18 protein-coding genes are annotated in these 21,319 nt (G+C 38.0%); 15 read left to right on the plus strand and 3 right to left on the minus strand.

The window, feature by feature from the left end; genetic code table 11:
- The first annotated feature begins 14 nt into the window (after positions 1-14).
- Together RT761_RS06105 and RT761_RS06110 are read left to right on the plus strand one after the other, a co-directional pair.
- Complete coding sequence (locus RT761_RS06105) at positions 15-854, plus strand: carbohydrate ABC transporter permease (protein WP_218113183.1); 840 nt, start codon at positions 15-17, stop codon at positions 852-854.
- Between the two features lie 27 nt (positions 855-881).
- Positions 882-2,057 carry a uroporphyrinogen decarboxylase family protein gene (locus tag RT761_RS06110; RefSeq protein WP_218113184.1) on the plus strand — a complete coding sequence of 392 codons (1,176 nt, stop codon included), beginning with the start codon at positions 882-884 and terminating at the stop codon, positions 2,055-2,057.
- Between the two features lie 135 nt (positions 2,058-2,192).
- Here the strand turns inward: RT761_RS06110 and RT761_RS06115 are convergent, their stop codons facing one another.
- The gene (locus RT761_RS06115) at positions 2,193-3,068 is read right to left on the minus strand and encodes a helix-turn-helix transcriptional regulator (RefSeq protein WP_218113185.1); all 876 of its coding nucleotides are present in this window, start codon (positions 3,066-3,068) and stop codon (positions 2,193-2,195) included.
- A 211-nt stretch (positions 3,069-3,279) separates the two neighbouring features.
- Between RT761_RS06115 and RT761_RS06120 the strand changes: the two genes are divergently transcribed.
- The 5 genes from RT761_RS06120 to RT761_RS06140 all read left to right on the plus strand — a co-directional run bounded on the left by RT761_RS06120 (position 3,280) and on the right by RT761_RS06140 (position 9,716).
- Positions 3,280-4,128 (plus strand): sugar phosphate isomerase/epimerase family protein, encoded by an 849-nt coding sequence (locus RT761_RS06120; protein ID WP_218113186.1) that lies wholly within the window; start codon positions 3,280-3,282, stop codon positions 4,126-4,128.
- A gap of 12 nt (positions 4,129-4,140) precedes the next feature.
- Positions 4,141-5,337 carry a Gfo/Idh/MocA family protein gene (locus tag RT761_RS06125; protein WP_218113187.1) on the plus strand — a complete coding sequence of 399 codons (1,197 nt, stop codon included), beginning with the start codon at positions 4,141-4,143 and terminating at the stop codon, positions 5,335-5,337.
- 872 nt (positions 5,338-6,209) lie between these two features.
- Positions 6,210-7,703 carry a sugar ABC transporter ATP-binding protein gene (locus RT761_RS06130; protein WP_218113188.1) on the plus strand — a complete coding sequence of 498 codons (1,494 nt, stop codon included), beginning with the start codon at positions 6,210-6,212 and terminating at the stop codon, positions 7,701-7,703.
- A gap of 2 nt (positions 7,704-7,705) precedes the next feature.
- Positions 7,706-8,626: an ABC transporter permease gene (locus RT761_RS06135; RefSeq protein ID WP_218113189.1), complete on the plus strand. Its 921-nt coding sequence runs from the start codon at positions 7,706-7,708 to the stop codon at positions 8,624-8,626.
- A gap of 82 nt (positions 8,627-8,708) precedes the next feature.
- Positions 8,709-9,716 (plus strand): sugar ABC transporter substrate-binding protein, encoded by a 1,008-nt coding sequence (locus RT761_RS06140; RefSeq protein ID WP_218113190.1) that lies wholly within the window; start codon positions 8,709-8,711, stop codon positions 9,714-9,716.
- 123 nt (positions 9,717-9,839) lie between these two features.
- Here the strand turns inward: RT761_RS06140 and gpmA are convergent, their stop codons facing one another.
- Positions 9,840-10,589 (minus strand): 2,3-diphosphoglycerate-dependent phosphoglycerate mutase, encoded by a 750-nt coding sequence (gene gpmA, locus RT761_RS06145; RefSeq protein WP_218113191.1) that lies wholly within the window; start codon positions 10,587-10,589, stop codon positions 9,840-9,842.
- A 658-nt stretch (positions 10,590-11,247) separates the two neighbouring features.
- Here gpmA and RT761_RS06150 point away from each other — a divergent pair.
- On the plus strand, positions 11,248-11,691 hold the full coding sequence (locus RT761_RS06150) for a hypothetical protein (protein WP_218113192.1): 444 nt from the start codon (positions 11,248-11,250) through the stop codon (positions 11,689-11,691).
- Between the two features lie 75 nt (positions 11,692-11,766).
- Here the strand turns inward: RT761_RS06150 and RT761_RS06155 are convergent, their stop codons facing one another.
- Positions 11,767-12,573 carry a nitrilase-related carbon-nitrogen hydrolase gene (locus tag RT761_RS06155; protein ID WP_218113193.1) on the minus strand — a complete coding sequence of 269 codons (807 nt, stop codon included), beginning with the start codon at positions 12,571-12,573 and terminating at the stop codon, positions 11,767-11,769.
- 444 nt (positions 12,574-13,017) lie between these two features.
- On the opposite strand from RT761_RS06155, the gene RT761_RS06160 reads away from it, so the two are divergent.
- The 7 genes from RT761_RS06160 to RT761_RS06190 all read left to right on the plus strand — a co-directional run bounded on the left by RT761_RS06160 (position 13,018) and on the right by RT761_RS06190 (position 21,316).
- Entirely contained in the window at positions 13,018-13,878 is an 861-nt protein-coding gene (locus RT761_RS06160) for a PAC2 family protein (protein ID WP_218113194.1), read from the plus strand.
- Between the two features lie 261 nt (positions 13,879-14,139).
- On the plus strand, positions 14,140-15,168 hold the full coding sequence (locus RT761_RS06165) for a zinc-dependent alcohol dehydrogenase (protein WP_218113195.1): 1,029 nt from the start codon (positions 14,140-14,142) through the stop codon (positions 15,166-15,168).
- 145 nt (positions 15,169-15,313) lie between these two features.
- Positions 15,314-16,477 (plus strand): M24 family metallopeptidase, encoded by a 1,164-nt coding sequence (locus RT761_RS06170; protein WP_218113196.1) that lies wholly within the window; start codon positions 15,314-15,316, stop codon positions 16,475-16,477.
- 19 nt (positions 16,478-16,496) lie between these two features.
- Positions 16,497-16,634 carry a hypothetical protein gene (locus tag RT761_RS06175; protein WP_218113197.1) on the plus strand — a complete coding sequence of 46 codons (138 nt, stop codon included), beginning with the start codon at positions 16,497-16,499 and terminating at the stop codon, positions 16,632-16,634.
- Positions 16,635-17,700: 1,066 nt separating this feature from the next.
- Positions 17,701-18,966, plus strand: a complete 1,266-nt coding sequence (locus RT761_RS06180) for a Glu/Leu/Phe/Val family dehydrogenase (RefSeq protein WP_218113198.1) — start codon at positions 17,701-17,703, stop codon at positions 18,964-18,966.
- A 16-nt stretch (positions 18,967-18,982) separates the two neighbouring features.
- Positions 18,983-20,122, plus strand: a complete 1,140-nt coding sequence (locus RT761_RS06185) for an ROK family transcriptional regulator (protein WP_218113199.1) — start codon at positions 18,983-18,985, stop codon at positions 20,120-20,122.
- A 39-nt stretch (positions 20,123-20,161) separates the two neighbouring features.
- A complete protein-coding gene (locus RT761_RS06190) occupies positions 20,162-21,316 on the plus strand; it encodes a Gfo/Idh/MocA family protein (RefSeq protein WP_218113200.1) in 1,155 nt (384 codons plus the stop codon).
- The last annotated feature ends 3 nt before the right edge of the window (positions 21,317-21,319 follow it).

The raw sequence follows: 21,319 nt of genomic DNA on the forward strand, positions 1-21,319 counted from the left end.
ATGGGAGGATCATAATGTCTTCAAAAAGAAAAAATGAGATAACTGAGCAAACCAAATCCCATACGATCGCTATCATTGTTTCTCTTATTATGATAATCCCTTTTTTTTGGATGATTCTGTCATCTTTTAAGCCTGGAACCGAAATTGTAAAAATGCCTCCCACTTTTTTCCCCCAAACTTTTACTTTAAAAAATTACCAAACTTTATTCGAAAGGCTTCCCTTTGGTAGGTATTTCCTGAACAGCATAATTGTATCAGGTGGGATAACCATAATATCGATGTTCTCCAGTTCGATGCTGGGGTATGTGTTTGCAAAATTTAACTTTAAATTTAAAAACTTTTTCTTTTTCCTCCTGATGAGTGGTTTTATGATTCCATTTGCAACCTTGGTTATTCCTATGTATCTGCTTACCGCCAAAATTGGATTAACTAATAATTATTTAGGACTCATTTTGCCATTTTGTCTCAGCCCCTTCGGAATGTTTCTCATGAAACAGTTTATGGAGGATATTCCCAACGATTATATAGAAGCAGCCCGCTTAGACGGTGCATCCGAGCTTTGGATTTATAGTCGCATTATTTTGCCTTTAACCAGCGCCGCCTTAGGGGGAGTTGCTATTTATAATTTCCTAATGACTTGGAATCAGCTTTGGTGGCCTTTAATGGTTACTTCGCAACCAGCGATGCGGACCTTGCCTTTAGGAGTTGCTGCTTTAGCCCAACAGCAAGGGAAAAGGTATGATTTATTAATTACCGGGGCTTCGGTTTCAGTTTTACCCATCATTGTTTTGTTTGCTATTGCTCAAAAACAAATTGTGAAAGGATTATCGGTTTCAAGTGGTTTGAAGATGTAATTGGCATTGACAAGTAGGAGGAATTTTATGAAAAAGATAATTATTCGCTTCCCTTATACTGAAATACTGAAAAGAAAAGCTCGCTGGGAAAAAGTTTGGAATTTCCAACAACCCGACCGAGTTCCGGTTTTGCATTATATTGGTTCAAGGTATTGGTTGCCTTTAATTGGGTATGAGAACCGATTCCATGATTATCTCAATGACCCGGGCGTGATGTTGGAAGCCCAGCTTTTAGGAGCCAAATGGATTTTAGAGAATATTAGGTCTGATTATCACCAAATCGTATTTTATCCAGATTTTATGTGGGTAGAAGATGTTGAACCTTTTGGAGCAGAAATTGTTTATCAAGAAGATGATTCTCCCTGGGTAGCCCGCCCTCATTTTTTGCAAAAAAACGATAATTTAGATCAACTTCGTTCAGTTGATTATATAAATAACGGACTTCATGGGAAAATGATTTCTTACTATCAGGAAATGAAAAAGAAAGCCGAGGATTATGAAATTCAATTTTCCGACGGAAAAATTATACCCGCTGTTGATTGTGTGATGATGGGTGGCGGAGGAATTATTGGTCCAACGGTTATAGCAGGAGATCTAAGAAGTGCTGATAATTTTGCAATGGATTTATACGATCGTCCTGATTGGGTGAAAGATTTGTTGTCAATTATTTCAGAGAAAGCAATCGATTGGCTCAATGTTGCCAGAGAAATTGGAGGTGGTAAGGTCGCTTTTTGTAGTTCTTATTTGGAAGGAACTACTTTTATTGGAGATGATGGTACTGCTCAACTATCACCAAAACAATTTAAAGAATTTGCTCTTCCTGCTTTAAAAAAATTAGCAGAGAATATTCATGGTCGGGGTTTGAAAGTAATAGCCCATAATTGTGGGCAAGCCGATCACCTTATTGATTTATGGACCAATGAGGTGGGAATCGATATCTATTATGGGTTTAGCTATCTTACAAATAAGAACCTTATTAAGGAAATAATGGGTGGGAAAGTTATCCTTATTGGTGGAATAGATACTGTAAAACTCCATGGCGGAAAACCAGAAGATATTCGAGAAGACGTTCGGCAAAGCCTTGAGGTTCTTAAGGATTGTCCGGGATATATAATTATGGATGGGCATAATGTAGCTCCCGGTACACCGGTTGAGAATTTGAATGCCGTTACTGATGCTGCTGAAGAATTTGGAAGGTTTTAACGGTTTAGACCGGGAAGGGATTTGGAATGTGTGCTATTTTTACCTCGCTCTCTTTCACCCCAGTCGCTCAGGAGAGCGAGTTTTTTGTTAAAATTTCTTAAGGAAAATCTGGGATTCTTGGTTCAGCGTAAATTTCTAATATTTTTCTGATAACACGCTCTCATCTTGAAGCATATAGGCTTTTCGCCACAGGAGAGGGCTTAAGCCAATGGTTTTTCGAAAAGCCTTAGAAAATTGCTGAGGTGAACTAAACCCCAAGTGGTACGCCACATCAGTAACGGAGTATTCTTTATGGAGGAGAAGACATTTACTTCTTTGTATCTTCAGGGTCGTAAGGTATTTCTTAGGACTGATTCCTACATATCGTTTAAAAAGTTCACGAAAGTGCTGAGAGGAAAAACCCACTTCGGCAGCAATTTCTCGGATTAGTAAATTATCTAGGTTACGAATGTGAATAATTTGCAAGGCTTTTTCTATGGCTTGTTGTTGTTGTGGAATCAAATAGGGAAGGTCACCACGGGATGATGTTCTAAAAAGAAGGACGATAATCTGCTGCAACAAAGCTTGGCATTGCATTTCAGAAAATGGAAGAGAACCGGCAATTTCTCTCTGCAGTCGGTAACAGAGATCGAGAAAAATGCTCATCTCAAGGTCAGTGAGCTTAAAAAAACCGATTGGTGGTAAATTTATCAATTTTTTGGTTAAGGATTCTTCTAATTTTGGGAATTGCACTACAACTATTTCAACCCCTTGTGTGGAACCGGTTGCAAAACCATGAGCTAATCTTGTTGGAAAGAAAAAAACATCACCTCTCTCGAAGTAGTGCCTTTCAGAGCCTACTTGGATTGTGCAACATTCCGATTTCACCAGACCAATTTCCAATTGAGAGTGACGATGAGGCGAAACTTGCCAATTAGCAGGGAAGGGAGGACCATTAATAATAGCGTAATCTTGTGCTCCCCGACTTTTTAGAATATCAATATTCTTTAATTCAAGAGCTATTTGAACCACTCCATATCTTCAGAACTATCTATTCATTGTATCGACCATCTTCCTTTTTGACAAGAATTTCAGCGAAAAATGGTTGTAAAAAAAATGAGAATGATTAAAAATAGATAAGGAAGAAGCGTTAGTTGAATGGAGTTATACCCTAAACTTTTAGTTGTGAAAAGTATCTGTTCAAAGAACTGAAAATTTATATTCCATCATTAAGGAGAGGGCTATGAAAATTGGGATCGATAGTTATTGTTATCATCGGTATTTTGGCGAAGTATATGATTTCCAACAAAATCCTGGAAAAAGAATAACCTTTGACCAATTTTTAAAGCGGTCGAGTGAACTTGGGGTTGATGTTGTTTCCCTTGAAACTTGTTTTTTCCCTGAAAACGAAAAAGATTTTTTGAAAAAGTTGAAAGATCAATTAATTGAGTTAAAGTTGGATCCAGTGGTGGCTTGGGGTCATCCTGATGGTTTTGAAGGTGGGAAAAAACCCGAAGCAGTCAAGGACCTTAAAAAGCATTTAAAAACTTGTCAAGAATTAAATGCACAAGTTATGAGAATTGTTGTCTCCAGCCTGGCTTTCCGACATGAACCTCATGGCCCTCAAATCGAAAAAGTATCAAAAATTCTTCAAGATGTTATGCCCCTATTTGAAGATTATGGCGTAAAATTAGGCATAGAAAACCATTTTGATTTTACTTCTGATGAATTGCTTGAGATTATTGAGAAAGTTGGTTCTTCTAAACTCGGGGTAACCTTCGATTCCGGTAATGCTCTTCGTATTGGAGAGGACCCAATTGAGGCTGCCCGTAAACTATTCGATAAAATATTTGCTACTCACATCAAAGATGTTGCTCCTCTATATGGTGGGAATCCATCCGACTGGTATTTCTTTGCCAGTGTACCGGCAGGAAGGGGCATTATCGACTTTCCCGGTTTGGTTCAGGTTTTTAAAGATAATCATTATCAAGAGAGTTTGACCTTAGAAATTGATTATTTAGATCCAAAGTATGGGGATGAAGATCAAGCTGTTACTGAGAGTATAAAATATTTACAGAAAATTACTGTGTGATAGGTGAATTCCATGGATCAAAAGGGTTTTTTCCAGGTAGATTACTCAAAATCGGACTTTATTGAAGTGAAGATTGGTATGTTGGGATATGGTTTTATGGGACAAGTTCATTCTAATGCATTTATAAAAGTTCCTTTCAGTTTTTCCGATCCGGTTGCCCGACCTGTCCTATTGGCAATATGTGGTCGTAATCAAAAAAAAGTTGAAGATACTGCGCGCAGGTTTGGTTACAAAGAGTATTGTCTTGATTGGCAACTACTGGCTAAAGATCCCCGGATTGACATTTTTGATAACTGTACACCAGACGATTGGCATTATCTTCCTTCCATAGTAGCCATGGAGAACGGAAAACATGTTATATGTGAAAAGCCTTTATCTTTAAAGCTTGAAGAAGCTTTCCAAATGGCTCAGAAAGCTCGGGAAACTAAAATTAAGACGATGTGTTGTTATAATTATCGTTTTCTTCCTGCGGTTCGATTTGCACACCAGCTTATTAAACAGGGAATATTGGGAAAAATTTACCAGTTCCGAGCCAAATACTTACAACAACAAGGACACAATCCTTTTGAGCACATTGAAAAGGTGTGGTACGCTCATGGTACCAAATCTGGAATTCTTATGGGAATCGGAAGCCATATTATTGATATGGCACACTTTTTAATTGGCGAAATAACAGCGGTCAGCGGATTAAGAAAAACATATAATCAGATGCGGAAAGATTGTTCGGGTAAGTCTAACCCAGTTTCTGCAGATGAATGTACCATTGCAATTTTGGAATTTAAAAATGGCGCAATTGGGACAATTGAATCATCAGGAGTAAGTACCGGGAGAAAGAACTATCAAGGTTGGGAAATTAATGGTTCCAAAGGGAGTATAGTTTTTGATCTTGAAGATTTAAACCACTTGCAAGTCTATTCTACCGATGCTAACCCACCTGAAATCCAAGGTTTTAGTAATGTTTTAGTAACTGATTCCGAGCATCCGTTACAAATAAATTATTTGCCTTCTGGTCATAATCAAGGTTGGGAATATGGACATGTTCATGCTCTTCATCATTTTTTAGATTGTGTAGTTAATGACAAGCCCGTGGAACCATTGGGAGCTTCCTTTCAAGATGGATATCGGGTCCAAGTAGTGATTGAAGCCATCAACCAATCTTCAGCAAGAGGCAAACGAGTTGAAATTAAAGAGTTTGGACGGGATATTTGAATTTATTTCTTAAGAGAAAAGGTTACCTGGAGGCAAGTCGAAAACATTTATTTGAAGATGGACATCCATGCTGCATAGCAGCGCCAGATGAGGATGAAAATACCTACCCAGGAATCGTTTCCCCCTTTAGAAAAGGGGGTTAGGGGGATTTGATTTTTTACTGTTCCGTCATTGCGAGAAGCGTCTTAGGCGACGTGGCAGTCTCATTTTTAAAAACAGTGAGCCGTGAGAAGTGAGCCGTGAGTCGAATAAAAGAAACAGCGATTGATGATCATAACGACTATCTGGTGATCCTTTTTAGAAAGACTTGAAGATTTTATTCTTAATCATATTTTTGAATTAAAAAAGAAAAAGATGAGATCCTCACGGCTTCTTAATACGAAGCCTCAGGATGACGGTATTTTTAAGCATTAGTGTATTTTCAGGATAAACCCTCACGCTGCATAGCAGCACTAGATGAGGATGAAAATAACTCATTTAGAAATGAATCTCCCCCTTTAGAAAAGGGGGTTAGGGGGGGATTTGATTTTTTACTGTTCCGTCATTGCGAGGAACGAAGTGACGTGGCAATCTCATTTAGCTATTTTTTTAAAAAATAATTAAAGGATGACCGATTTAAGAATTTATTTGATGATATTTTCAGGATAAACCCTCATGCCACTTTGTGGCACCAGATGAAGGTGAAAACAAGGATTCGACATGCCATGGCATGTCGCTACATTATATGAAGATCGGGCGCAATAAATTGCGCCCCTCCATTTTATATTCTTTTGTAGGGGCTTAATTTATCTCGCCCGTAGGTTTTCAAGATAGATATTTACTAATAATGGTGGTAATCGATTTGGAGTTCAATCAATCAGGAGGTTTTTCTTTTGAATGAAAATCAGCCCCTCTTAAAGATTATAGATGTTTCGAAGAGTTTTCCAGGGGTTCGAGCCTTAGATAAAGTGAATATGACTTTAATAGCTGGGGAAGTTCATGCTCTGGTTGGAGAAAATGGAGCTGGTAAATCCACTTTGGTGAAAATCATATCCGGAGCCTATACACCCGACGAAGGATCAATCGATATAGAGGACAGGTCTTTTCGCTCTTTGAATCCTTATCAAGCAAGATTAAGCGGAATCGCTACCGTTTATCAGGAACAACAATTAGTTCCCTGGTTATCAGTAGCGGAGAATATTTTTTTAGGAATGGAACCTCGCACCCGTTGGGGAAGTATTGACTTTACTGCCATGAAAGAAGAAGCTGAGGAAAGAATCCGTTCCTATGGCTTAAGTATTCAATCTACTGATATAGTTGCTGCCTTATCCGTAGCAGCTCGCCAGGAGGTTGCCATTTTAAAAGTATTAGCACGTCAAGCTAAAGTTCTTCTTCTCGATGAACCAACCGCATCTTTAACCGGATCTCAAGTGGATTTTTTGTTTCATTTAATTCATCAACTTCAACAACAAGGAATAGGCATACTCTATATATCCCACTATTTAGATGAAGTTTTAGAAATTTCCCAAAGAATAACCGTGTTAAGAAATGGACAATGCGTTGGGACTTTCCAAAAAGGAGATCTTACCAAAGAAACCTTAATTGAAAAAATGGCGGGTCATAAGCTTGATTTCTCTGCAGTTATTAAAAAACCAGTTGGGGGGAAAGTTTTAGAGCTTAAAGAAATTTCCTGCAATAATGTCCTTCAGAATGTAAATCTCTCATTACACGAAGAGGAAATACTCGGAATTCTTGGAGGAAACGATTCTGGCTGTCATGAACTTATTCGGTTACTTGCTGGACTATTGCCTTTTTCTCAGGGAAAAATGTTTTTAAAAGGAGAACCTTATTCGCCTTCTTGTATTTATGATGCCTTAGAAAAGGGATTATTTTTTATTCCGGAAAATATGCGCAAAGAAGGTTTGATTCTCCCCCTTTCTTTGGCCAAAAACATCACTCTTTCTAATCTTAAAGAAATACTCACCCAAGGTATGATCCACCTGAAAAAAGAGGGAGACCAAGCTCAAAGTTTAGTGAAAGCGCTAAAAATTGTTACTCCATCAGTGAAAACTGAAGTACAGTATTTGAGTGGGGGAAACCAGAGAAAGGTTCTTTTTGCCAAGGCGCTTTTTGCCAATGCTCAAATCTGGCTCTTGGAAGAACCTACCCAAGGTGTGGACGTAGAAGCCCGCCAGGAAATCCATCGTTTACTTTTCGATATCAAATCAAAACAAAAAAGTATTCTTCTCGTTTCTTCAGATCTTGAGGAACTTATTACCATAGCTGATCGAATTATCATTCTACGTCGTGGGCAAATAGTAGAAGAAATTGCCGATTCTTCTACTACCAGTCCCAAAGAATTACTGCAAGCTATGTTAGGAGGGTAATCATGTTTTCTTTTGCTACCATTGGAAGAAATATATTAGTATTAGTTCTTTTAGTCATTATAATTTTTACCGGAATAATCAATCCTCGTTTTTTAAGCCTACAAAATATATTAAATATTCTCCAACAAATCTCGGTTTTGGGTATTGTCAGTATTGGAGTGACCATTCTTCTCATTTCTGGTGGGCTGGACCTTTCGGTCGGAAGTCTTATTTCACTTAGTGCTTATGTCGGTGGTCTCACTATTGTTCGAACTCAGTCTTTAAGTCTTGGTATTCTTGCCCTCTTTGCCTGTGCAGTTTTTTTTGGTTTTTTAAATGGTGTTTTGGCGGCAACCGAAAGGGCTCACCCTTTTATAATCACTCTGGGAACAATGACCTTTCTTCAAGGTATTGCAGTAGTGATAAGCCGGGGAAGTCCAATTAATGGGATGGGTGGACTTTATGAATTGATTGGAATTCGAGATATTTTTGGATTACCTGCCCCAGCAATTATATTTATTGGGCTACTAATTCTTAGTCATTTCTTTCTAAGAAATATTCCTTTAGGAAGGTATGCTTTTGCCATTGGTGGCAATCAAGAAGCCTCTCGACTCTCGGGTATCAGAATAAGCCGAATGAAAATTGCTCTTTACGCCTTAAATGGATTATTTGTTGGTGTTGCAGCTTTGGTTTTAAGCTCTATACTCGATTCAGCTTTGCCAACCATGGGAACTGGATACGAATTACGCTCAGTTGCGGCAGCGGTAATTGGAGGAACTCCTCTTTTTGGTGGAAGAGGGAATGTCTTTGGTACCTTGGGAGGAGTTTTTTTATTAGGTTTAGTTTCTAACAGTATTAACCTACTCGGAATAAGCGCCAATTTTCAAGGAGTAGTTTTAGGGGCAATCATGGTTGCTGCAGTAATGTTTCAAAAATCCCAATAAAAAAGGGAGGTGAAAGTGACTTATTTTTCAATAAAAGAAAGATTAAAGAAATTAAAATAAAAGTTTTAAAGGGAGGTAAAAAATGTTTCGAAGATTATTTCTTACCCTGTTGATTTTGGTAATTATCATTGCAGGATCAGGAAGTGTTGTCTTGGCAGAAGAAAATGAGATTGAAATAGCCTTTATTCGAGCAACCGGTGAACCTTATTATCAGTTTGGTTCCCAGGCTGCTGAAGCGGCTGCAAAAAAATTAGGAGTCAAAATGGTAGTATATACTTCCAACTTTGATTCCGCGCAAGAATTGGCCAACGTGCAAGATGCCATCGCTCGAGGTTGTGATGGGATTTTAATTTATGCTGTTTCTCTATCATCAGAAAGAGCAGCGGTTGATACAGCCAGTAAGGCAAAAGTGCCAATATTTATTCAGGGTGGTTATCACAGTGACATTCTCCCCCTTTCAGCAGGATTTATGGATAACTCTTTGAAAGAATTTTCAAAACCCTTGGGGATATGGATGGCTGAAAACCTGGAAAAAGGAAAAGTGGCTGTTATCGAAGGAGCTTTGGGACGTGGCGATGCCGAGGCTTACACTGAAGGATTTAAGGAAGGCTTAAGTCAAAATCCCAATTTAGAAATAGTAACAACAATTACAGCAGAATGGAATAGACAAAAAGCCTATGAAGCAGCTACCAATATTATCACCGCTCATCCTGACATCGTAGGATTATTTGTTCAAAATGAGGATATGACAGTTGGTGTGGCAAGCGCTTTGGAACGTCTTGGCAAGCTTGAACAAGTTACAATTGTTTCCCAAAACGGAGCACCTTACGGTTTGGATCTCATAAGAGAAGGTAAACTGCAATACACCAATGCCAATCCGCCATCTATCGCCTCGGTCATGGCTTTACGCATACTCTTAGGTGTTGTAAAAGGAGAGATTGAGCCAGGTCATTTTTACTGGGCACCAACTCAACTAATAAGTAAGGAAAACTTGGATGTAACTTACCGTTGGGATGCTTCCGAGGAAGAAATTGAACAGTGGCTCGATCTACCGTTGCCCGAACCGGTTATTCCTCCACCAATACTATAAAAACCTGACTCTAAGAAGTAATTCCATTAGTAAAAAACTATCTTTTGAGTCGCAAAGCTTTAGGAAATTGGGGCGCAAAAGTGCATTGCGCCCCAATTAAACTCATAGCAATCCTTCATTGTTTTACTTCTTCGCTTTTCCCTGATTAGCGACGGCTTCCATGGCTTTTTTAACCGTTTCTTCATCCCCAATGTAATAATGTTGAAGAGGCTTTAGAGATTGGTCTAGCTCATATACCAAAGGTATTCCAGTGGGAATATTGAGGCCGACAATTTCCTCATCTGAAACATTGTCCAGATATTTGACCAAAGCTCTTAAGCTGTTTCCATGAGCGGCGATGAGTACTTTTTTACCCGATTGGATTGTAGGAGCAATAGTTTGATGCCAGTATGGGAGAAAGCGGGCAACTGTATCCTTCAGGCACTCAGTCAAGGGCAGGTCTTTATCAACGAGATCTTGGTAACGTGGGTCTTTGCCTGGGAATCGGGGATCAGATTTTTCTAAGGCTGGCGGTTGAATATCATAGCTTCTCCTCCAAATTTTTACTTGTTCTTCTCCAAATTTTACTGCGGTTTCGGCTTTATTCAAACCTTGCAAAGCGCCATAATGACGTTCGTTCAAGCGCCAGGATTTTTCTACAGGGATCCACATTAAATCCATTTTATCAAGTACAATCCAGAGAGTGCGAATTGCTCGTTTTAGAACTGAAGTAAAGGCTATATCAAAGGTAAAGCCCTGTTCTTTTAACGCTCTTCCGCCCGTGTGAGCTTCTTCTATTCCTTTATCGGACAAATCAACATCTGTCCATCCGGTAAAGCGATTTTCCTTATTCCAGGTACTTTCTCCGTGACGAACGAGCACTAACTTTATCATATTAAAAAACCTCCTTTTAGGTTTGTGGATTATTCATTGTAAGGAAATTAAAAACTTAAAATCGAAAACATTATTATACTGTATCTCTTTAATTTTATCCTGAAAATACCAATATTGGTGAAAAAAGAATAAACAAAAAAAGAAAAAGGCACACCCCCTTGAATCCCCCCTCAATGGGGGAATATATTGAACAATTCCCCTCCTTGGAGGGGTGCCGTTTACGGCGGGGAGGGCGCTTTTCATTCGTCATCCAGAGCTTTCATCCTCACCCTCACCTTCTCCCATCAAGGGAGAAGGAACTTTTAGTCGTCATTGCGAGACCTGGTTTTTTGAGGTCGTGGCAATCTCATATTCATTTTTTATTATTCTCCCATTGGATAAAGGGGGAAGTATTGGGATTCGATTGGTTTACAAAAACTCAAATCCCCCTTACCTCCTTTGCTAAAAGGGGAAATTCATTTCTAAATAGGTATTTTCATTGTCATCTGGTGCCAACGTTTGGCATGAGAGTCTATCCTAACCTTCCAGATATTCATCTTGTCAAAAAGATACCGCACTTTCAATTGTTGGTTATTTTAACCTTTTTTTAATTAAGAAATAAAGAATTTAAACAAATTGCCGATTAATTATTGTATCCAAAGGATTGAGGTAAATTGATATGGATCTTAAAGAAGCTGTCCGCCAAATATTAGAACAATTTCAAGCGATTGCTCATCAGCTCCCTCAGTTAGTGATACAAATTGATGGGAAGCAAATTGGAGCTTTCTTGGATAAAGGAAATGAGTATAAAATTGATGATGAGAAACTCCAGATCATCGTTAAGGAGATAAAAAATCGATATCATGGTCCGATTAATAGCCAAATAGTCCGGAATATTATTGAAGACTTAGAAAAGGATTATTATTTTAATCGTATGGAAATGGTTTTTCAAAAAAGTTCCTTTAGCAAGCCGGTCAATGTGTTTTTTGTTTGGAAGGGAGATCTAAATGAAGAACAGCAAAAAAGAGTATTTTTAGCGACTGACCTATGGCTTCGATTGGAATTAAAAGTTGATTTTGTGAATTTAGACGATGGTTTGTATCGTCAATTTTATGATGAGTAGTAAGAAAAGATTAAACTTCCTCTGATAAATCGCTCCAAACACTCTCATTTAACTCATAATCATAAAGAACCAGTTTCACTCTTTTTTAAAAAGATCATTTTTTAGAAATTTTGGGTAATAACTTTGGAAAAGTGAATTATTATTGGGATTTCGTATCTTTTCAATAATCGAGGAATCGAGATTGACTATAATCATGCTTTCCTTTCCTTGATAATCTTCAACAACGATTTGTCCTTCAGGATCACATACCATTAAGCCTCCGCCAAAATCCTGTCCAAGTGCGTTACAACTGGCGATGAAAATACGATTATCATATGCTCTGGCTGGAAGGAAAATATGCCAGGATTGTTGTCGATCTTTTGGAGTTCGTGCCGATGCATAAGGACAAAAGACCAGTTCGGCTCCCTGAAGAGAAAGAAAGGTTGTTATTTGGGGAAAGTGAAGTTCCCAGCAAATTTCAATACCGAAACGAACTTGAGGAATATCAAAAACCGGAAATTCATGACCAGAAGAAAAAAATGCAACTTCATGTGGAGCTAAGTGGGTTTTACGATATTTAAAAATTTTTCCATTGGCCGTGCAAATAACTTGAGCGATATAGGGATTCAGGTTATGGTTTTTTTCACAAACACCAGCCAGGATAGTGATTTGTTTATCTTGAGCCCATTGGGATAAAATCCTTGAGCTGTAACCAGGTATCGTTTCGGCATATTCAGGGCTACATTCTGGAGAATAACCGGTTACTGAGAGCTCAGGAAAACAAATGATGTCAACCTGATTTAAAACTGCATCATTGATATATTTTTTGATTTTGGATAGATTATTGTCAATGTTGCCAACTTCTGATTTCATTTGGATTAACGCTATAACTAAATTTTTCATTCTATTACCTTTCTGAAAAGACTCAAGAGAAGTGAAATTTTGTTCAATATTATTATAGTTATAAATAACCATATTTGTTAGCTTGACAGGTTAAATATTGGGTGTATAATAAGTTATAGCCACAGGTTCTGAGGAATAAAAAACCGAAGGATTGGAAGAAAGAAGTTCCCGATCGAGAGATAGGAATTTCGAAGTTTTCCCGAGAGGGAGAGTGGAAGGCCAATCCTGAAGCGCTTCGCTATATTAGAAAGTGATTTCTTTTTTCGAGGCGAGATTTAGGTTCAAGAGTTTGTCAGAGCCTGTGGTTTTTTTGTTCCTCGATTCATTATCTTCTTTTAACTGCTATATGAGTAATCATAACCCTAAAAAGGTATAATATTTTTAGGGAAAAACCATTTATCCATTTCCAATAGATTAAAAACCAAAGGAGGACTCATCCCAAACATGGAAAATCTTAAATTTTTAGAAAAGCCAGTTTTATTTTCTCCCAGATTGATCATTGGATTATCGGGGTGGATGGATGGAGGATATGTGTCAACCGGAACTATTGTTTATTTAAATAATAAGCTGAATACTGTTAAGTTTGCAGAAATAAATCCTCACCCTTTTTATATATATAATTTACCGGGATCTATGGAGGAAATCGCTCAATTTCGTCCTTATACAAAAATTACCGACGGATTAGTAAATGAAGTCCAGTTTCCAACCAATGAATTTTTTGCTGACACCAATAATAATCTCATTCTATTCTCTGGTAAAGAACCAAATATTCATTGGGATCAATACTGTCAAATTTTATTTTTTATGTGTGAAGAGTACCATATTCAAGAAATATATTTTATTGGAAGTGTCAACGGTTTAACTCCTCACACTCGAGATCCGCGAGTCTATAGTTCGGTCAGTGATGAAAAGTTAAAAAAAATTCTTGAGGAAGAAAATATTCGTTTTACCACTTATGAAGGTTCCGCCAGTTTAATTACCTATCTCACCTTTTTGGCGAAAGAGAAAGATATAAGCATAATTAACCTTATTACTGATGTACCAATGTATATCCATGCAACCAATCCAAGAGGGATTATCTCCATCGTAAAAAAAATCACAGCTTTACTTCAATTAAATCTCGATTTTTCAGATTTAATTCCACTGGTTGAGCAGTTTGATAGTAATATGGCTGTTGCCATGCGTGAGCAACCGGAGTTGGCCAAACAAGTGAAAAAACTTGAGGAAAATTATGATAATGAGATAGTTACTGATAATCAGAATTTCGAGGAATGGTTGAAAAAGCACGGCCTTGATAACCTTTAGAAAATATTGACAATCTAGAGACGAATTAAGTTATATTTATTGAGTGGGAGTTGCCTCTCGCATCAACTAAACTCTCTTTTTTTATCATTGCTTTTCTTTGAATGTGGTCATTAAATTCTTAAAAAGCATTAAGTCTTATTAATAAAATAGCATCAAGAAAGACTACAAAAAAAACTCAGAAATACGCATAAAATTCTGCTGGATATATTTTGAATGTAGTTAACTCAAAAAACTTAATGAAATAAATAATTGGAGGTAACTATGAAAGCTCTTTTTGGAAAATCTCCATTTCAACTCCAATGGCGAGATGCACTTGTTCCCCAACCTCAATTAGGACAGGTATTAGTACGGGTTGAAGCAGGAGGTATTTGTGGAACCGATCTCCATTTTCTTCGAAATAATGAAGATTGGACGCCTTTAGGTCATGAGGTGGTTGGAACCATTGAGCAGATCGGTGAGAATGTTGATGACAGTCTGATTGGAAAAAGTGTAATTGTGGAAAACCATGCAGCTTGTGGGGTTTGTAAACAATGTAAAAATGGCCGTTCATTGTACTGCGAAAACTTAACAACCTACATGACCGACCAAGCTGGTTTTTCTGAATACCTTGTGGTGAGGCAAGATATGGTGCATGTTTATGATAAGAAATTGCTTGATTCGCTTCATGCCAGTTTAGCTGAACCACTCACCGTGGCATTAGATATTACTTTACGGGCTGAGCTTGAGCTCAATGATGAGGTTGTTGTCTTTGGGCCAGGACCTATTGGATTGATGGTAGTTGGATTAGCTAAACTTCAGGGGGCTCGACGGGTTTTCCTAGTTGGTTCCAATCAATCCACTCCCCGGGCATCTTATCGTTTGAATTTGGGAAAGCAAATCGGTGCCGATGTAACTCTGAGTTATGAAGCGAACGATGTGGTAAATGAGATTATGAGTGTTGTTCCCAAGGGTGTCGATCGAGTCATTGTAACAGCGCCTCCTAAAACCATTGCCGATGCTATTCAGATATCCCGTTTTGGAGGTATTATTGCATTTAATGGAATTGAATATGGAGAAGGAAGCCAAATAACTTTTGATGCCAATGAATTTCATTTTAAAAAGTTACAGCTCAGAGCCTCTCATGCAATTCCGAACCATAATTTTCCTATAGCCATTGACCTTCTGAATCGACATAGTTTTCCTTTAGAGGCTTTGTTGTCTCATGTTTTTCCATTTAATGAGGCAGAAAAGGCTTTTCAAATAGCATCAAGCCAAAAAGAAAAGGTTGTAAAAGTCGTTTTGAAATCTTAGCAGTTTTTTCTTTATAATAACTATTAGAACCTTTAATGCATATAAATTTTTTCTTGTTCTTTTAAAAGTTTTAAACTAAATATCACTTCGGTTAAAAACTGAATAATTTTCAGTGTAAATTAATAGTTCGAGGAGGAAAAATACCATGATAAGAGAAATACCAGAAACCGAATTTCATCAAAGGATCAAACGAATTCAGAAAAAATTAGTTGAAAAAGATTTTGACGCTTATTTAGTTCATTCCAATGAAGCAGATCATGCGAGTGTTCGATACCTAAGTGATCATTGGCCAATTTTTGAAACGGCTGGAGTGATCGTTCCCAAAGAAGGAGACCCAATCTTATTGATTGGACCAGAAGCTGAGCCTTTTGCCGTTCAAAGGAGTAAGGTTAAGAAAATTCGAAAATTGCTTGCTTATCGTGAATCGGCTGAACCTGATTATCCAGATATCCAAGTATCAACTTTTAAGGACGTATTTGATGAAATATCAGGAGGGAAAGAAATTAAACGTTTGGCATTAGGAGATTACGCCATTCTTCCTATGCCAGTATTTGAAGGAGTAAAAGAGGCATTAGGGCCAAAAGGAGAGATAATACGAGCTGAATGGATCATTTCCGATATGCGAGCGGTTAAATCAGAAAATGAGGTTGCCATGATGAAAGAGGCGCACCGAATTAGTGAATTAGCTCTCGAGGACCTTTTGAAAGAAATGAAAATTGGAATGACCGAGAAAGAAGCGATGGGTATTCTTTATCATGCCATGTATAAGCATGGCGCTGAATGTGAAGCCTTTCCTAATTATATTTTTGGGGGCAAACAGACACAAAATGCTATTGCTCGGGCAACTTATAAAAAACTTGAGTCAGGTCAGATGATTCAGCTTTGTGTTGGAGCTCGATACGGTGGATATGCTTCTTCCGTTGGTCGCCCAGTTGTTTTTGGAAAAATGTCTTCAGAAATGAAAAAACAAGTGCAATTTGGACTGGATGCTCATTTAATTACCTATGAATGGATTAAAGAAGGCGTCATCGCGAAGGATGTTGCTGAGAAATATTATCAGTATTTTGAGAAACATGGCTATGCTCAGTACTATCTATATGGACCATGCCATGGTGCTGGTATTATAGAAGTTGAAAAACCCTGGATGGAAAAAACCTCAAATTATCCTTTGAAAGAGAATATGACTTTTATGGCAGATACCTTCTTCACCACCCCAGATTATGGCTTTCGTTGGGAAGATGGTTTTCGAGTAACCAAAGATGGATGTGAGGCGTTTTCTTCTGCTCGGAGCGAGATAATTGAGTTATAACCTTATGGGATGGAAGGGTATGACAAGGCTGCCATATTACAATTTAACGCCAGATGGTAATGAAAACTCAAAATTCGGCATCCCTTGGCATGTCGCTACTTTAAACGAAGGACGGGCACAATGTATTGTGCCCCAACAAATTTTTATTCTTTTATAGGGGGCTCGATTTATCATGCCCGTAGGTTTTCAGGATAGACCCTCATGCTGCTTTGCAGCACCAGATGAGGATGAAAATACCTATCTAAATCCGTCATTGCGAGGAGCGTCTTATGCGACGTGGCAATCTCTACCATCCACTTAGTCATTCTGAGGAGTCCGGTGTTTTTGCCGGACGACGTAAGAATCTCATCATTTAAAGTATTTATGAAGAAAAAACTTAAAAGATGAGATCCTCACGCCCTCAAAAAGCGAGGGCTCAGGATGACCGATTAAAGGCACACCCCCCTTTATCCCCCCTCAATGGGGGAATTTATAAGATGGTATTTTCAGGATAGACCCTCATGCCAATTGTGTGGCACCAGATGACAATGAAAATATGTATCCAGGAATCGTTCCCCTCTTTAGAAAAGGGGGTTATGGGGATTTGAGTTTTTTTCCTGCTCGGTCATTGCGAGGAGCATCCTATGCGACGTGGCAATCTCATCGCCCCGCTTTGTCATTCTGAGGAGTCCGGTGTCTTCTGCCGGACGACGTGAGAATCTCATTCTTTAAAGTATTTATGAAGAAAAAACTTAAAAGATGAGATCCTCACGCCTTCAAAAAGAGAAAATTCGTGATGATATCAAAACGATTCTTTTTCTCTTGATGGGAGAAGATTGGAGTGCGGGTGAAAACCCAGACTTAGATCAGATTTAGTAGCTCTAAACCCATTACCTATAACCAATTATATATTTTTCAGAATAAATAATTCTTTCGGGGAAGATGGTTATATAGCCTCAGAGAAATTGTTTTTTCTCATTCATTTTTTGCTTAAAATATGAACCCTTATTCCTGCCCATGTTCACTTTGTTTATTCCATTTATAGCAAAATATTTCCAATAATATATGCCAATTATTCAAAATAAGCATATTAACGGGATTGACTTATGATTGCGATAAATCTATTATTTTATTAAAGTAGTTTTATTACGGGTTATTAATACTGAGATAATAATAAAAATATATATAAGTATTTTCTCCTTCAATAAAAAATTGATGTAAATCGTTTTTGGAGGGGTTATAAAATGCCAAAGGAAATTTATGATTCTTATGAAAACATGCTTTTTAATCTCGATAGTGCAGCGAAAAAACTGGGTTTGGATTATGATGACTATCTTTCACTTCGATATCCAGAAAGGGAGTTAGTCGTTTCTATACCAGTTGTGATGGATAATAATCACGTTGAAGTATTTACTGGATATCGAGTTCAATATTCGAGTAGCCGAGGACCATGTAAGGGTGGGCTGAGATATTCAAATGATGTGGATATTAATATTGTAAAAACCTTAGCAGCTTTAATGACCTGGAAAAGCGCCGTAGTAAACATCCCATTCGGAGGCGCGAAAGGTGCTATTCGTTGTGACCCATCACATTTGTCAAGAGAAGAGTTAAAACGTATTACACGTCGTTACACAGCGATGATCCTTCCGCTTATTGGTCCAGAAAAAGATATTCCGGCTCCTGACATTAATACCAACGATGAAGTTATGGGATGGATTATGGATACCTATAGTATGTTTAAAGGGTATTCAGTCCCTGGGGTTGTTACCGGAAAACCTTTGGAAATTGGAGGTACCTTAGGAAGGCAAGGAGCGACTGGACGAGGAGTAGTTTATATAATTAATGATATAGCGCCTTTGATAGGATTTTCGCTGGTTGGTGCCAAAGTGGCCATACAAGGTTTTGGGAAAGTTGGAAGTATTTTAGCCCAGCTTCTCGCCCATCAAGGATCTAAGATTATAGCTGTATGTGATATAAGTGGTGGCATATATCGAGAATCTGGTTTGGATATTGATGACCTTATTAAATATGTAAACAACAACCCCAGTAAAACAATCAAGGGGTATAAATCTCCAGGTGTAACAGAGTTTCCCAAAGAGGAAATTTTCTACTTCCCGGTTGACCTTTTTATACCAGCTGCTAAAGAAAACCAAATCACTGCTTCTATAGCAAAAAAGTTAAATACTAAAATAATCGCTGAAGCTGCTAACGGGCCAACTTTGGTTGAAGCTGATGAAATATTAGAATCCCGAAAAATTATTGTTATTCCGGATATTCTGGTAAGCGCTGGTGGCTTGGTGGTTTCTTACTTTGAGTGGGTACAAAATATACAATCACTGATGTGGGATGAGAGCGAAGTCAACGAATTGCTAATGAGAATAATGAAAAGAGCTTTTAACGAGGTGTGGGCAGTTCACCAGCAAAGAGAGGTGAATTTGAGGATGGCAGCGTATATGTTGGCAATTGACCGCGTAGTAAAAGCTAAAAAAATTAGGGGTGTATTTCCATAGACTGGAAAAATAAAAAATGAAAAATCCTCCAAAATTAGAGTTGATTTATCGAATAATAAAAGAAAATGGGCCTCTTTCCAGGAATGATTTATCGAAAGCAACCAGTATTGGAATCCTCACCGTTGCAAAGTTTATTGAAAGGTTAATTTTAGAAGGTAAAGTGGTTGAAAGTGGCTGGGATAAGAAGACCGGTGGGAGACCGGCACGATTAATCAGTATTAATCCCGATTTTGGCAAGGCATTAGGAATCGAACTGGGAGGTTCCTATATTAACTGGGTTATTTCCAATTGTGTTGGGGATATATTTCAAAGAGGAACGATAAAAGTTCAAAAAAACGAACCAATTAAGAAAAATCTGGAAGATCAAATAAAAAAGATTCTAAATGATGACGAGAATATAAAATCAATTGGTATTGCCAGTACTGGTATAGTGGAAACCGTAACTGGCACATCACTTTGTTCTCCCCAACGGGATGATTTAAATGATTTTCCAGTAAAAAAGCATCTTGAAGAAAAATTCAATCTTCCAGTTTATTTAGATGATGTGTGTAGAACTGTTGCTTATGTTGAGCAAAATCAAGGAGTAGCAAGAAGTATTAAGAATTTTTTATATTTTTATCTTGATGTTGGAATTGGTCTATCAATAGTTTTAGATGGCAAAATATATCGAGGCCCTTTTGGCATTTCCGGAGAAATTGGACACTTTATCATAGATGAAAATGGCCCATCTTGTGGTTGTGGAAATCGCGGATGTTTAGAAGTGTTTACATCGACAGCAGCAATTGTCCGTAATGCCAGAAAATTTATTGAAAATGGTGTGCAATCGAGCTTGCATAATCAAGAAATAAACATCGAGAATATCATTAATGAAGCCAGAAGAGGAGATAAATTGAGTTATCGTTTGATAACTGAATCGGGGGAACGTATCGGAGCAGTGGCTGCGCAGGTAATCAATTTTACTGGAATCCCTTTGATTATTTTTGGAGGTCGTTTAAAACACGCCAACCAATTATTAACTGAACCAATCCAACATATAATTAAAAAGAATTCTTTGTCAGTATTAAGTCAAAAATTAGAAATGAAAATTTCTTCTTTGGACGAGTGGGCAGGGGCGCTTGGCGCCTCAATGCTATCCTTATTGGAAATTATTCAATAGAAAAATATTAATAAAAAATTATAGGAGAAGGAGGGTTTTATGAAAAGAATAAAAACTGGGATTATTGGTACTGGTTTTGTTGGAACAGTACACATTGATGCTTTAAGGCGCTTGGGTTTTGTCGATGTAGTTGCGGTTGCCGAAGCGAATGAGGAATTAGCTCAAAAAAAAGCTAGTGATTTTTTTATCCCTCGCGCCTATGGGAATTACCAGGACCTCATCAATGATCCGGATGTTCAAGTTGTTCATAACTGCACACCTAATCATCTTCATCTGGAAATCAATACTGCTATTATTCAGGCTGGAAAACACATCTTCTCCGAAAAACCTTTAGGTATGAATCGTTTTGAATCAAGTAAAATGTTGGAATTAGCTGAAAAGCGCCAACTCGTGCACGGGGTTAATTTTAACTATAGAATGTATCCTTTGGTGCAAGACATGAAACACCGGATTCAGAAGGGAGAGTTGGGAAAAGTCAATTTAATTCATGGATCTTATCTACAAGATTGGCTTTTTTATGAAACCGATTACAACTGGCGCATAGAACCAAAGTATGGTGGAGCAACTCGAGCAATTGGAGATATCGGTTCCCATTGGTGTGATCTTGCTCAAACGCTTACCGGGCTCAAAATTACCGAGGTATTTGCCAACTTATCAACTGTGATACCGGTAAGGAAAAAATCAAAAATTGTTGAGACTTTTAGCGAAAATCGTGAACCTACCGATTACGAAGAAATACCGATACATTCAGAGGATTGGGGAGCGGTTTTAATTCGGTTAGAGAACGGAGCCAGCGGGGTTTTCTATGTTTCACAAATAAGCGCAGGAAGAAAATGTTATTTGAATATCGAAATTGATGGATCAAACCAATCCTTTTATTGGAATCAGGAAGAAGGGGATCGAATGTGGATTGGGTATCGCAACCAACCGAATACCTATTTCATGAGAGATCCGAATCAGCTTGATCCAAAGTGTCGGGGTTATGTACTTGCACCAGGTGGGCATCCCGAGGGTTGGTTGGATAGCCTTAAAAACAGCTTGCTGGCTTATTATCGTGCAGTGCTTGATGCAAAAAACTCGATAAACAAAAAGCCTGATTATGCGACTTTTCAAGACGGTTATGATATTAGTTGTATCGTCGACGCAATTGTGGAAAGCCATCAAAAAGGAAAATGGGTAAAAATTGCCCGATAAAGG

It is taken from the genome of Atribacter laminatus (assembly GCF_015775515.1).
Lineage (GTDB): Bacteria > Atribacterota > Atribacteria > Atribacterales > Atribacteraceae > Atribacter > Atribacter laminatus.

What these genes read in the sequence shown, in the direction of transcription:
- RT761_RS06105 (WP_218113183.1), top strand. Translation starts at nt 15, where the DNA reads ATGTCTTCAAAAAGAAAAAATGAGATAACTGAGCAAACCAAATCCCAT.
- RT761_RS06110 (WP_218113184.1), top strand. Translation starts at nt 882, where the DNA reads ATGAAAAAGATAATTATTCGCTTCCCTTATACTGAAATACTGAAAAGA.
- RT761_RS06120 (WP_218113186.1), top strand. Translation starts at nt 3,280, where the DNA reads ATGAAAATTGGGATCGATAGTTATTGTTATCATCGGTATTTTGGCGAA.
- RT761_RS06125 (WP_218113187.1), top strand. Translation starts at nt 4,141, where the DNA reads ATGGATCAAAAGGGTTTTTTCCAGGTAGATTACTCAAAATCGGACTTT.
- RT761_RS06135 (WP_218113189.1), top strand. Translation starts at nt 7,706, where the DNA reads ATGTTTTCTTTTGCTACCATTGGAAGAAATATATTAGTATTAGTTCTT.
- RT761_RS06140 (WP_218113190.1), top strand. Translation starts at nt 8,709, where the DNA reads ATGTTTCGAAGATTATTTCTTACCCTGTTGATTTTGGTAATTATCATT.
- gpmA (WP_218113191.1), bottom strand. Translation starts at nt 10,589, where the DNA reads ATGATAAAGTTAGTGCTCGTTCGTCACGGAGAAAGTACCTGGAATAAG.
- RT761_RS06150 (WP_218113192.1), top strand. Translation starts at nt 11,248, where the DNA reads ATGGATCTTAAAGAAGCTGTCCGCCAAATATTAGAACAATTTCAAGCG.
- RT761_RS06155 (WP_218113193.1), bottom strand. Translation starts at nt 12,573, where the DNA reads ATGAAAAATTTAGTTATAGCGTTAATCCAAATGAAATCAGAAGTTGGC.
- RT761_RS06160 (WP_218113194.1), top strand. Translation starts at nt 13,018, where the DNA reads ATGGAAAATCTTAAATTTTTAGAAAAGCCAGTTTTATTTTCTCCCAGA.
- RT761_RS06165 (WP_218113195.1), top strand. Translation starts at nt 14,140, where the DNA reads ATGAAAGCTCTTTTTGGAAAATCTCCATTTCAACTCCAATGGCGAGAT.
- RT761_RS06170 (WP_218113196.1), top strand. Translation starts at nt 15,314, where the DNA reads ATGATAAGAGAAATACCAGAAACCGAATTTCATCAAAGGATCAAACGA.
- RT761_RS06175 (WP_218113197.1), top strand. Translation starts at nt 16,497, where the DNA reads ATGACAAGGCTGCCATATTACAATTTAACGCCAGATGGTAATGAAAAC.
- RT761_RS06180 (WP_218113198.1), top strand. Translation starts at nt 17,701, where the DNA reads ATGCCAAAGGAAATTTATGATTCTTATGAAAACATGCTTTTTAATCTC.
- RT761_RS06185 (WP_218113199.1), top strand. Translation starts at nt 18,983, where the DNA reads ATGAAAAATCCTCCAAAATTAGAGTTGATTTATCGAATAATAAAAGAA.
- RT761_RS06190 (WP_218113200.1), top strand. Translation starts at nt 20,162, where the DNA reads ATGAAAAGAATAAAAACTGGGATTATTGGTACTGGTTTTGTTGGAACA.